Source organism: Glutamicibacter sp. BW77, from assembly GCF_002332285.1.
Taxonomy (GTDB): Bacteria; Actinomycetota; Actinomycetes; order Actinomycetales; family Micrococcaceae; genus Glutamicibacter; species Glutamicibacter bergerei.
In genome coordinates this window covers 1-11,404 of sequence record NZ_NRGT01000040.1, presented here as the reverse complement: position 1 = coordinate 11,404, position 11,404 = coordinate 1, and the positions used below count along the sequence as shown (strand labels likewise).

Here is an 11,404-nt window from a genome sequence, read left to right as displayed (position 1 = left end):
CTGATGAAAAATCTGGGCTAGTATGAAGATCAGCAGGCCGGCGAGGAAAATTTGATGTCGTGCAGCCTGAGTCAGTGACCGGACCAGAGAATGGATCGACCTTGCGACCTAAATCCCGACTCCTCAGCCTTGGCCTACTAACAGCGGCGCTTTGTCTGAGCACGTCGTGTGTTTCAAGTGATGGGGCCGCGACAAATCCCGGCGCAATTGACAACGGTGTGACTCAACCGCAGACTCTTTCTGAGGTCCAATGGGGCAGTGGGAAGGAAGTCAGCGCACGAGTTGTCGAGCTGGGCGCTGCCACTGAAGTCGCGTTTGAAGATCAATTCACCGTGCAGGATTCAACGGATAACTGGCAAAAGCACTCGAATTTCCTCTCGGGGTTGGGGCTAAGCAGCCAAGGCGAGGTCCTAGGCGAGCTGTCACAGCAGATGAGACCCACACAAGCAGATACCAAATTGAGTGACCATGGTGAAATCGGGCTTGCAAAAAATGGAGAGTTCACTGCATTTGGAAGTACTCGGAAGCTGGTTGAAGGTGATGGTAACCGTACCGTCACCTCCGCGCTTTCCACGGATGATGGTTATCTCTGGGTAGAAAGCCCCAATTATGGATCAGCCTCTAGAACCTGGCGGCTGTTCACCGGCGGCCCAGGGAATCAATCAAAGTTATTGGCGAAGTCAAAAAACGATGATGAATTTGGCAACGATGAGTGGAATGTCGAGGTAGCTGTCCCGGTGGCGGACGATAAGTCCGTATATTGGTCAACTTTGACCACCAAGGCTAACGGGTCAACTTCATCCTCGGTCCTCCAACATTCGCTATCTGAAGATGACAAAAGCAAGATTTTCGCTGATGATGCCACCAGTCCCGCCGTGCTGGATCAGGGGATCGCGGTTTTAGATTTGGTGACTGAAAATGGCACCGAAAAGAATTCCGAGAAGCACGTAGCAAAATCAATTTCGCTTCATACCAAGCAAGCGGATCCTGAAGTTCTACTCACCGGAAGCTCGTTGCTCGATGACACCGTGGCATTTACGGGATTAGTTGGGCAAGGGGAAACTCTGATGGCTCAGCTGGCTGACAAGTTCTTAGTGACTAATCTTCAGAATAAGGATGTTACAGCCGTCGCACTGCCAGCTGATTCACGCGCTGTGGGCTACGCAATCTGCGGACAGCATGCTGCCTGGCAGGTGGCGGACAGCGGAGGCGCGAGTGATGGTTGGCAGTACTTACTGGATCTAGAAACCAATGAACTTTCTAAGGTTGCAAAGGAAGGGCTAACAGGCACGGCCTTCTGCAACGGCGACTACTTTGCCTGGGGCGTGCGCGGAACAGGGTACTCAACAAATGATGCGTACGTTGAAGTCATGAAATGGAAGAAATAATTGGTTGAGTGAAACAGAAGCCAGCTAACGCTGCGATCGGTTTAGAGGAAAGAACAGAAAATCTTTTGACGCGGTTGTTCTTGTCGCACGCAATTATTGTCATTTAGGGCGAATTCCTAGAAAAATTGATTGTTCTTCGCTTAGGCTGTGAATGTGACTGCATCCACATGGAATCGTAATTTCTCCGTTGACATCGAATCCGAGTCTGCTCTGGACCCGGAGCTCGATACGCTTGCGCTTGGCCGACGAATTCGCCACCTGCGCAAAGCAAAGTCGTTGACGTTAGACGATGTCTCGGCGCTAGTGGGAACGGCTCCCAGCCAACTATCACTGATAGAAAATGGCAAGCGGGAACCGAAACTTTCGCTGCTCAAGTCATTGGCCAGAGCATTGCAAGTGGGAGTTGATGATCTTTTGGGATCCGAGCCCCCTACACGACGCGCAGCATTGGAAATTGATCTGGAACGTGCGCAACGAGGCCCGCTCTATGAGGCATTGGGATTACCGAAGGTGCGCGTAGGTACGCGTTTACCCATGGACGTACTCGAATCACTCGTAGGATTACAAAATGAACTAGAACGCCGTCTTGAAGAACAGGCTGCAACTCCGGAAGAAGCGCGGCGTGCAAACACCGCGCTACGCCAAGAGATGCGTCAGCGTAATAACTACTACAAGGAAATTGAGCAAGAAGCCTCGAAGGTGCTTGCGGCAGTGGGCCATGACGCTGGACCGCTATCGCATCACCGTGCAGCTGATATCGCTGAACACCTTGGATTCAGCCTCCGATTTGTTGGTAATCTTCCGCATTCCACCCGGTCGGTGACTGACTTGAAGAACAAGAGAATCTATCTAACACAGGCCAGTCGCTCCGAGCATGACCCACGTTCGGTACTGCTTCAAGCGTTGGGCCACTACATTCTGGGCCACGAAGCCCCCACCAGCTATGCGAACTTTTTGGACCAGCGCGTCGCGACGAACTACTTTGCCGCGGCCTTGATGATGCCTGAGAAATCAACCACCGAGTTCTTGCGGCAGGCGAAGGCCAAAAGAGAAATCGCGATTGAGGATCTGCGCGACGCCTTTGCGGTCTCCTATGAAACTGCAGCTCACCGGTTTACCAACTTGGCAACAGAACATCTGGGAGTAACCTGCCATTTTCAGAAGGTCCACGAATCGGGGATATTGCATAAGGCCTATGAAAACGACCGAGTAAATTTCCCGGCGGATCACACCGGCGCTATCGAAGGGCAGAGCATTTGCCGTTATTGGACAAGTCGCGTGGTCTTTGAACAGATGGATAAATTCCGTTCCTTCGAGCAGTACACCGATACGGTAAATGGCACCTACTGGTGTACTGCGCGTACCGAACGGCACTCTTCGGGGCTGTATTCGCTATCCATCGGGGTTCCTTTTGAGCATGTTAAATGGTTTCGTGGCCGCGACACCAAGGAACGTTGCCAGTCGACGTGTCCAGATGAAAACTGTTGCAGACGCCCGCCGGCGGAGTTATCCAGCGAATGGTTTGGAAACGCTTGGCCGTCTACTCGCGCAAATACGCACCTTTTGGCAGCGATGCCCACCGGAGCGTTCCCTGGCGTAGATGAAACCGAGGTTTACCGATTCTTGCAACAACAGCGATAGACAACCTGTGGCGATGAATCAAAGTGACCTGTTCTTGCCCGTGCGTCGTGTGGAGTCGCTGGACCCGGGAGCACCACTTGCGGTGCAATGGCCGTTAGTTTTGCCACCGGTGCGACAACTGCTTCTCGAAGGTCTGGATTTGGGTCGAGTCACCGTGATCGTGGGAGAAAACGGTGTCGGTAAATCTACATTGCTCGAAGCTGTGGCGATCGCCTACGGGATGAACCCGGAAGGTGGCTCTACCGGCGCGATGCACGTGACCCGAGCATCGGAATCTTCCCTCGCGCAAATGCTCAAACTCCATCGTGGTGCGGCTGCCTCGCGGAAGGGGTTCTTTCTTCGTGCAGAAACCATGCATTCCTTCTACACATACTTAGAACAATCGGCGTTGGGCTCCGCGTTGCATGAGCGCAGCCATGGCGAATCTTTCTTGGATCTCGTCGATGAGCGAATAAACCTCAAAGGACTATGGCTTCTGGACGAACCTGAATCAGCTTTGTCTTTAGCGGGATGTACTGCCTTGGTGCGGAAGTTGAGCGGAATAGTAGAGCGAGGCTCGCAGCTGATCATTTCCACTCATTCGCCCGTTCTGGCAGCGTTCGCGGGCGCGAAGATCTTAGAAATTGGTTCGTGGGGTATGCGCGAAAGTGAATACGATCAGCTTGAACTCATTAAGCAGTGGCGAGAGTTTCTGTCCGACCCACACGACTTTTTGAAGTCTTAGCTAAGCCGGCTACGAATAAACGTGGCGGTGGGCTCGGCTAATGTGGCGCCATCCTGAGTTACCGAACGGCCCGAGTAGGCGACCTTGAATGAATGGTCCCCACCTTCAAACCAGACAATTTGGCTCTCTGCGTTCAGGTTCGAGACCACACGATTGATGATCGCTGGATTGGCGAATGGATCACGGGTTCCCTCAAGAAAAAGCATGGGAATAGTTAGTGGGTAAAGGTGCTCGTCGCGGAGCTTGTCTTCCTTCTTCGGGGCGTGCAGTGGGTAGCCTAAGAAAATCAATGCTTCGGCGGGCATCCCCTCGCTGGCAGCAAGGGAAGCCATGCGTCCACCGAAAGATTTTCCTGCGGTAAAAATGGGAAGTCCGGCCGCAAGGTTATCCGCGGCCCACTGGTGGACTTGTTTCCACGCGGCAACGGCAATCGGCGCCTTGTCTGGGAACTTTTTACTGGCGTCCATGTAGGGAAAATTGAAGCGCAACACCGAGACCCTGTGCTGCACTATGGCTGAAGCAAACCCAGTCATAAAGTCGTGATCTTTCCCAGCGCCTGACCCGTGAGCCAAGATGAGAAACGCAAATGCATCATCCGCAACGTCTAGAGATGCGCTTAGGTGGCCGTCTTCCCCTGGGATAAGTATTTCCTGGCTCATAGGATCAAGCGTAGTTCTTTCTGGGGTGTTCAAGGGGTCGGGACTGGTGCCCGTGGCGAACCTACTCCGTGGGAGGATTTTTGAACTCGGTGCTCGTTTCATCGGATCCCTCGACGATAACGGTCAGCTTTTCCACCTGTTCATTTCCATGAGCCTTGCTATTGATCTTGAGCATCATGTTTCCGGATACAAAATTAACGCCCGGAAGTGATTTCGTGTCGTAGGTGTTGTCTTGCCAATTGCCGGGGGCCAAGGTCACTACTAGTTCGCCAAAATCAGGGGATTCTACGGAATCAATGTACGCGTGTGGGTCGGTCGGGATGCAGCTACGATAAGTTGCAAGTTTCTTGATGGTCGCACCGCAAAATGACTCATAAGTATCATTCATCGAATCGAGCCACTGCACATACTTCTCTTCAGCCCAAGCGTCACGATCATTAGGATCGGCACCAGTTCGGGCTCGGGAGTAAGTGCCCGAGTATTTCCCATTCTCGGTAGCAAACGTTACTGATTCTAATTCTGGTGATTGTTCACCGATGCTTTCGAACATCACGAGGCCCATTATTCGAAGTTCATCGGTGGGACGTTCGTAGCTTTGAAGCATTCCGTCTTGGTTGAATCGATAAGAGTTATCAAGGACTATTTCGAGATGCCCCGGTTCTGAACCGCTCCAACTGATCATCAAATTGTTTGGGGGATAGAACCCCTTCACCGACTTGATCCCCGAATTATCCAACCAAGCTTGGATTTTCGAATCAGCCCAGTCCTGTCCGCTTGCCTTTAGCGTGGGCGAAACAGCCGCCGCCTCAACAGATGAAGTAGCTGAAACTGAAGTTGAAGTAGAAGCAACAGGAGCGTGAGTCTCTTTGTCGTTCGGTTCAGATGCCGAGACAATCGCGTCGGGCGGACTTGAGCATCCTGCCAACACTAAAGACACGGCAGCAATGGTAAAAAGAAGACGCGAGCGCATGAAACCTCCGGAGTATTGGTCAATTATCAGTCTATCGAGGCCTTCCTACAGGACAAGATGCGCGTTTATTGTTCCGTAAAGACATAGAGCTTGGAATTGATAGTGACGATTAAACACAAGCGGGGCTAACGGATCGAAATGATCCGTTAGCCCCGCTTGAGGGAATTTCTTAGCTGCCGAAGTAGTCCATGACCGGTTCGCTTGGTGCGATTTCCGTGGCTGGGACCTGCTTGGCAACCTTTAGCTGTCCTGCCGCGAAGTCGACCTCTACGGTGTCGCCGGCGTTGAGCTCGTCACCGATCAGCAGGTCGGCAATGGCATCTTGGACCTTGCGCTGAACCAGGCGACGCAGTGGACGAGCGCCGAATTCTGGATCGTAGCCTTCCTTTGCCAACCATGAAACAGCAGCATCGGTGACGTGAAGTTTCAGTTCCTGCTCCGCCAGGTGCTTGCCGGTCTCATCGAGAACCAGCTTCACAATCTGCGCAATCTCAGACTCGCTGAGCTTACCGAACAGTAGTACCTCGTCCAGGCGGTTCAGGAACTCGGGACGCATGAACTCACGCACCTTGCCCATGACCTTGGCCCGAATTTCGGCCTTCTCGCTACTCGCATTGACCGAGGTGAAACCAAAGTTACCGGCCTTGTTCGCGAGGTATTCGCCGCCGAGGTTACTGGTCATCAAGATCAGGGTATTGGAAAAGTCGACGGTGCGTCCGGCAGTATCGGTCAAACGTCCGTCATCCAAGACCTGCAAGAGCACGTTGAATACATCGGGGTGAGCCTTTTCGATTTCATCGAGCAAAATCACCGAGTACGGGTTGCGGCGTACCTTTTCGGTTAGCTGTCCTGGCTCGTCGTGTCCCACATAGCCTGGAGGGGCACCGATGAGCCGCGAGACGGTGTGCTTTTCTCCGTACTCGCTCATATCGATCCGTACTAAGGCATCGGCTGAACCGAACAGGTTATTAGCTAGAGCCTTAGCCAGCTCGGTTTTACCCACGCCGGTCGGGCCGAGGAACAAGAAGGAACCAATAGGACGTTGTGCCGGAGCTAAACCGGTACGACTACGGCGCACCGCACGGGAGACAGCCGCAACTGCGTCGTGCTGACCGATAACCGAGGCATGCAACTGTTCTTCCAAGGAGGCCAACCGGTTCTTGTCATCCCCGTTGATCCGGGAGGTCGGGATTCCGGTGGAGCGAGAGATGACCTCGGAAATTTGGGCTTCATCAACTACACGAGTAATCCCAGAATCACCGGCTTTTTCGGCAGCGGTGATGCGCTCAGTGAGAGCGGCATTATGATCGCGCCATGCACTGGCATCTTCATAACGTTCCTCGCCGATCGCACGGGCCTTTTCACGGTCTGCCTCGACCAGCTCATTGCGTAGTGCCTGTACGTCCTCGGTGCCACCAGCGGCGATAGACCTACGAGCGCCAGCAATATCGAGCAGATCGATTGCCTTATCCGGCAACCGACGGTCGGTCAGGTAGCGCGCCGACAGCGAGACCGCAGCTTTTAATGCCTCAGGGGTGTATTGCACCTGGTGGTGATCTTCATATGATTCTTGCAACCCTTCAAGGATCGCCAGGGCGACTTCCTGAGAAGGTTCTCCCACGGTGACCTTGCCGAAGCGACGTACCAGAGCCGAGTCTTTTTCAACCTTGCGGAATTCATCTAGTGTGGTGGCGCCGATCAGGTGCAGTTCACCGCGAGCTAGACGTGGTTTGAGGATATTAGCTGCATCCATGTTCCCGGATTCTCCGGAACCAGCGCCAACTAGCAGGTGCATTTCATCAATAAAGATGATGGTCTGCCCCTCCGCGTCAGCGACTTCCTCGAGCAGTCCGGTCAAGCGCTGTTCAAAGTCTCCGCGGTAACGCGTTCCAGAGAGCATTCCTGGAAGGTCAATGGAGATCAGTTGAGTTCCGCGGATTTGCTCCGGGACTTCGCCGGCAACAATGGCGCGAGCCAGTCCTTCGGCGATCGCGGTCTTACCCACGCCAGCTTCACCGATAAGTACCGGGTTGTTTTTGGTGCGACGAGCCAAGATCTCAACGACTTGAGCCAATTCGTCATCGCGACCGATGACCGGATCGATTTGCCCGTCAGATGCCAAAGCGGTCAAATCGGTGCCGTAGCGTTCGAGCATTGACACATCTTGTTCTTCGCCAGTCTCAGCTTCGCCGGACTGCGCACGCTGGGCTTGCTCCATGGCTGCCTGTTGCAGGCTTTGGCCAGTGATGCCGTGTTGTGCGAGCAGCATACCCACGGGGGAGTCTGGTGAGAAGACAAAGGCCAGGAATAGGTGTTCCGGATCGATATAGGTCGAACCGTAGTTTCGAGCAACCTGATAAGCATCAAAGAGACTGCGCTGCGCAGCGGAGGAGAGACGAGAAGGCTTCTCGGTTGACTCTTCGCGGCGTGGCAGGCGCTGAATTGCGTCCTTGGATAGGGCTTCAAGATCCACACCCATTGCGCTCAGGTGTTGTCCGGCAGGCTCGGTGCGGAGCAGCGCGACTAGCAGGTGCAACGCATCAATTTCGGAATGTCCGTTTTCGTGGGCGAATCCGGCGGCGATGGATACCGCTTCGTGGGTGCGCTGCGAGAGCAGACGAGTGATGTCGATGGGGCGCGCGGCCTGGGCACGTGAGGAGAGGAACCGGGAGAGGAATTCCTCGAACGAGCCGTCTGACGGTGGTCCGAAAAAAGCTGGCAAGATGAGCCTCCTAGTAGAAACTTGAGTGGTCTATGCTCATGTTCAACGTAATACGACAGAATCTATTCCCGCAAAGTGGAGTTAGGCAACTAGAAGAGTGGTAGTTCACAGCTTTTAAGCGTCACGAGGGATCTCGATGAGCCCCAGCCGTGTTGCTGCAATGAGTGCCTGGACCCGGTCGCGTACTTCTAATTTCATGAAGATCTTCGCCATATGGGTTTTTACCGTAGCCTCGGAGATGTTCAAGCGCCGGCTTGTCTCCGTGTTATTGAACCCCTCGGAGAGAAGTCCAAGGATTTGCATTTCACGATTAGTTAGACCCAGATCATCGATAAGGTCAGCCGTATCTTGAGGCGTTCGTTGAACGTTTCTAACCGCGGTGATTAGATCAGCCGAAACCGACGGTGAGATGGCCGCTGAGCCATTGTGAACGGAATAAACCGCCCTAATAATTTCGCCTGGTTCAGTGTCTTTAACGAGGTAACCACTGGCGCCCGCAACAAGGACCGGGACTAGGTAGTCGTCCGAGGAAAATGCGGTAATCGCAAGGATTTCAGGGCTGTCCTCTAAAGATTTAATGTTCTTTGTAGCTTCAATGCCATCCATGATTGGCATTTGTAAATCCATGAGTACGACATCTACTTCGTGTGCTTCACAGTAGGTCACCGCTTCTTGCCCATTTTGTACCGAATTAACAGTTACAATTCCCTGATCCGTTGCTAGGATCGTGCTAAGCGCGTGCCGAATAAGAGGCTCATCATCAACGATGAGGACCTTAATCTGTTCCATTGGTTTCCTTTGAATGGGAGGCAGCTCAGGAGTCAACCTGCCTTAAATCGAAGTATATAAGTTCAATAGTTTTGGGGTTTGAAATGAAAGCTTTAAAGATTTTGGCAGTGGCCGCACTTGTAGCGGCGCCTTTGGCTGTAGCTGCACCTGCAACCGCGGCACCGGTGGCCGAGTCTACCTATTCGGGACTGGCCGTTGCGACTCCGGCTGGTATAGGCGAGGATTTTTCTCAGTGGGTCTGTAAGCGGTGGGGTATTGCCTGCAACTAATCGTTATTTGACTTCGATGAACGCACGGTGAAATATTCGGCCTATGAGTTTGTGGCTAAATGGCTTTCTGGGCAAGCACCTTTCAGGCCGGGGCATAATCGTTTGGCCTGGTCTGGCGATATTAATAGGAATCACAGCCTCTGAATTTGCGACGCTCCTTATTAGCGGTATTGAAAATACCCCAGAGCGGTCGATTCGTGGAGCGGTTGTCGGGCTTTTGCTCTCAATTGCCTTGGCTGTTGGCTTGCGTTGGATTGCAACGTCCCTGGGGATGTATCTAGCCATCCTTTTTTTCTTTTTCTGGGATGCTGGTTTAGTTTTAACTCTAATTTTTTCAATAGTTACGTTCAGCGCGCTGGCTGCCACTGAACTATCGCCATTGGTACGTTACTGGTACTTGGGAATTCTCGCCGTATGGATGGGGCAATATGGCGTTCGTGCGGGCGAGGATGCAATTCTTCTCGTGGTAATTATCCCCGTGGCAGGTTTATCATTTTTCTTGGCGCTGATTATATTCAACCTCCGCGAGAGGAATCTTAGTGCGATTCGGTTGATGGAAGAGAGCCGCGAACAAAACCGAGTCGCGATTGAACTCGAACGTAAAAACATCGCTCGGGACTTGCACGATATTGTCGCCCACGACATCACCGTGGTGGCTATGCAGTCTAAAGCTGCAAAATTTGCTAACAGTGGCCAGGCGGCCATGGATGCAATCGACATTATTGCAAAGCTCAGTACCGAGACGCTCCACGACTTAAGACTGATGCTCAATGTATTGCGAACCGACGGGACAATGAGTGATTCGTCGGGCGGCAGCGCCGATAAGCCCGCGGCAACCACTGTTTATGCAGTTCAAGGCCTGCAGATCTTTTCGCAACGGCTAAAAGATTCCGGTTTTTCTGTGACCTCTCACACCGACGAAAAAATCTCTGAACTTCCGCGTTCTGCACAGACTGCGTTGTATCGAGTGATGCAGGAAGCGACGACGAATATTATTAAACACGGCAAGCGCGAGGGTTCCTGTGATCTGCGTTTAGAGATCTCTGGGTCCAACGCGATCCTTGAAATGACTAATCAGATACCGAAGTCGAAACCTATAAAGGGTGACCAGCCGGTCGGTGGAATTGGCCTTATTGGTATGCGAGACCGGATGAATGCCTTCGGCGGACGGTTCAATGCGGAGGTTGTAGATGGACAGTGGGTACTCACTGCCAGTATCCCGTTCTAGGCCCTACCCTCCTACTTAAGTATGATTTCGCTTTTCTTGGAATCGCGATAAGTTATAGATGTATCGGTGAAGACCGATCACCGCAGGGAAATTGGTGATGTTTTGCGAGTGGCATCATCAAGAGTTCCGCAGTGATTAATCCGCAGTGATTAAAAGGTACGTTGCGTCATGGACGAACTGATCTTTCTTCGGCGTTGTGCCCCCATCGCACGCCTGAGTTTGTTAGTGGCGCGACGTACCTTTTATAACCTCACCGATACCTGTTGTGTTACAGCTCACATGGCTGATGCGGAATGTCCTAGGCCGAGTTTTCCGTTATACCTCTTGGATACAATCAACTTTCGAGAGTGAGCATCACATGTCGGTTCAGACTGAAACCCAGCCATACGAAATGCTAAGCATTAACTCGGACGCGGCGGATCAGCTGTTCTTCGAAGCCCGTAGTGCAAACGCCTTTAGCGATGAGCCGGTCTCAGATGAAGTTCTTGATGCAATCTACGACACCATGAAAATGGGTCCAACTCTCATGAATAACCAGCCACTGCGCATCACTTGGGTGAAAAGCGCTGAGGCTCGTCAAAAGGTTTCAGAGACTATGGCCGGCACTAACGCACAGAAAGCGCTGACCGCACCGGCCCTGGCCATTCTTTCGTTCGATACCGAGTGGCACGAAGAATTCCCATCATTCTTCCCACATGCTCCAGAACGCAAAGCAATGTTTGAAGATCAGGGTGCGCGCACCGCTATCGGAAATAACAACGCATGGTTGCAGGCCGGATACTTCATCATGGCAGTACGCGCCGTTGGTTTAGCCGCTGGCCCAATGGCCGGCTTTGATGCAGCTGCGATTGACGCCGTGGTGAACGCCGATGGCCGCAACAAGTCGTTCCTAATAGTTAACGTTGGTAAGCCAGGTGCTGACGCATGGTTTGGCCGACTTCCGCGCCACGACGCACAGTTCGCTACTCGCAGCATCTAAGCACTGTAAAAGCATAAAGGGGGTCCTGGGCAGCA

At 52.7% G+C, this 11,404-nt stretch carries 10 protein-coding genes; 6 read left to right on the top strand and 4 right to left on the bottom strand.

Going from position 1 to position 11,404, the window contains the following annotated elements; all coding sequences use genetic code 11:
* Positions 1-218: 218 nt before the first annotated feature.
* From CIK74_RS04355 to CIK74_RS04345, 3 genes are all read left to right on the top strand, one after another.
* Entirely contained in the window at positions 219-1,388 is a 1,170-nt protein-coding gene (locus CIK74_RS04355; protein WP_096254556.1) for a hypothetical protein, read from the top strand.
* Positions 1,389-1,580: 192 nt separating this feature from the next.
* Positions 1,581-3,029, top strand: a complete 1,449-nt coding sequence (locus CIK74_RS04350) for a helix-turn-helix transcriptional regulator (protein ID WP_229677217.1) — start codon at positions 1,581-1,583, stop codon at positions 3,027-3,029.
* A 13-nt stretch (positions 3,030-3,042) separates the two neighbouring features.
* On the top strand, positions 3,043-3,753 hold the full coding sequence (locus CIK74_RS04345; RefSeq protein ID WP_096254554.1) for an ATP-binding cassette domain-containing protein: 711 nt from the start codon (positions 3,043-3,045) through the stop codon (positions 3,751-3,753).
* Here CIK74_RS04345 and CIK74_RS04340 read toward each other — a convergent pair.
* From CIK74_RS04340 to CIK74_RS04325, 4 genes are all read right to left on the bottom strand, one after another.
* On the bottom strand, positions 3,750-4,412 hold the full coding sequence (locus tag CIK74_RS04340; protein WP_096254553.1) for an alpha/beta family hydrolase: 663 nt from the start codon (positions 4,410-4,412) through the stop codon (positions 3,750-3,752). The two genes, CIK74_RS04345 and CIK74_RS04340, sit on opposite strands and share 4 nt — an antisense overlap.
* Before the next feature lie 61 nt (positions 4,413-4,473).
* Complete coding sequence (locus CIK74_RS04335) at positions 4,474-5,382, bottom strand: hypothetical protein (RefSeq protein ID WP_096254552.1); 909 nt, start codon at positions 5,380-5,382, stop codon at positions 4,474-4,476.
* 169 nt (positions 5,383-5,551) lie between these two features.
* Complete coding sequence (locus CIK74_RS04330) at positions 5,552-8,104, bottom strand: ATP-dependent Clp protease ATP-binding subunit (protein ID WP_096254551.1); 2,553 nt, start codon at positions 8,102-8,104, stop codon at positions 5,552-5,554.
* A gap of 114 nt (positions 8,105-8,218) precedes the next feature.
* Complete coding sequence (locus tag CIK74_RS04325) at positions 8,219-8,893, bottom strand: response regulator transcription factor (RefSeq protein WP_096254550.1); 675 nt, start codon at positions 8,891-8,893, stop codon at positions 8,219-8,221.
* Between the two features lie 83 nt (positions 8,894-8,976).
* On the opposite strand from CIK74_RS04325, the gene CIK74_RS18460 reads away from it, so the two are divergent.
* From CIK74_RS18460 to CIK74_RS04315, 3 genes are all read left to right on the top strand, one after another.
* Entirely contained in the window at positions 8,977-9,162 is a 186-nt protein-coding gene (locus tag CIK74_RS18460; protein WP_141392866.1) for a hypothetical protein, read from the top strand.
* A 43-nt stretch (positions 9,163-9,205) separates the two neighbouring features.
* Positions 9,206-10,390: a histidine kinase gene (locus CIK74_RS04320; protein WP_096254549.1), complete on the top strand. Its 1,185-nt coding sequence runs from the start codon at positions 9,206-9,208 to the stop codon at positions 10,388-10,390.
* A 358-nt stretch (positions 10,391-10,748) separates the two neighbouring features.
* Positions 10,749-11,369 carry a malonic semialdehyde reductase gene (locus CIK74_RS04315; RefSeq protein WP_096254548.1) on the top strand — a complete coding sequence of 207 codons (621 nt, stop codon included), beginning with the start codon at positions 10,749-10,751 and terminating at the stop codon, positions 11,367-11,369.
* Positions 11,370-11,404 lie beyond the last annotated feature (35 nt).